Origin of the sequence: Paraburkholderia humisilvae (assembly GCF_902859855.1) — a bacterium.
GTDB classification, from domain to species: domain Bacteria; phylum Pseudomonadota; class Gammaproteobacteria; order Burkholderiales; family Burkholderiaceae; genus Paraburkholderia; species Paraburkholderia humisilvae.
This window is the reverse complement of record NZ_CADIKH010000382.1, coordinates 1-1,086: the sequence shown is the minus strand read 5'-3', so window position 1 is coordinate 1,086 and position 1,086 is coordinate 1. Positions and strand designations below refer to the sequence as shown.

The following is a 1,086-nucleotide window of genomic DNA, read 5'->3' as shown; positions in this document are numbered from 1 at the left end:
CGCCATGTTGCCGCCCCATTCGCTTTCGTAGCGCAGGACCACATGCGCGAGCTCGCTCGCGAGCCCCGGCACGTCCATCGCCCGCTGCAGCTTCACGGCGGTCACCACTTCGCGACCGTCCTCGCCACGCGCCGGCCTGTTGCCGCCCGGTGCAGGCAAGCGGGCCACCGTCTGCTCAAGCCTGAGCAGCAATGCACTGCCATTGACCGCTTCGGTCGAAGGCGCGAACTCACGCTTTTCCTGCCAGTCCGCTGAATCGGTCACCGACAGATTGCGCAGGAACATATCGGTGAGCCTGATCCCGGTCGCATCCACGATTTCGAAACCCGGCCACGCCCACGGACTTTCCCACTTCGTACCGGGATGATCCTTTTCACACACCCATCCCGACCGGCGCTCGCCGTTTTCATTGATCACCTGCAGTTGCCACCAGTGCACGCCCTGATCGTCGACAACGCGGTTACCGCCTTCGAATCCGTCCAGTTGCGCACGCGACAGGATCATCAGCGGGTCATTCACCGTTCCGGCCGCGCCCTGCACCTGCAACGGAAACCGGTTCCACGCCGCCAGCCCGTTCGGCGACCTGAAGCGCGCCTCATGCCTGCGTTCCACCCAGACGGGCCCGTAGTAAGGGGCGAGAAACGTCGATCCCGTGCTATGAAAGAACGGTTGCACCTTCACCCACGGGCCGGTCGCGGGACTGTCCTTCGTCGGCCTGAGCTCGCTCATCGCGGTGAACCTGCCGATCGTGGTATCCGGTGCCATCGGCTCGGCCAGCGTCGCGCCCGGCTGGACCAGCAGGATCGTGCGCTCGCTCGCCGGCAACTGCGCCGCCCGCGCGCGGCTCTTCGCGAGGAACGCCGCGAACGCTTCGCCGGCGAACACTTCCAGATGCAGCAGTTCGCGCGCCGGCTTCGGCGGTAACGGCGTCGAGCGCTCGTAGTCGAGGTACTGGCCGATCTGGCCCATCAGCGTGCCGGCCTTCACCGCGACCGGTCGCGGCGGAATCACCACACTGCCCACGCCCTCCGGCTCGCGCACCGGCTGCTCGTCGTGCAGGTGAAGCCAGCCCCAGTCGCCTTCCGG

1 pseudogene is annotated in these 1,086 nt (G+C 66.8%); it reads right to left on the bottom strand.

Annotated elements, in window-relative coordinates:
* Positions 1-1,086: pseudogene (locus HV796_RS42660) on the bottom strand (lytic transglycosylase domain-containing protein); the annotation flags it as partial.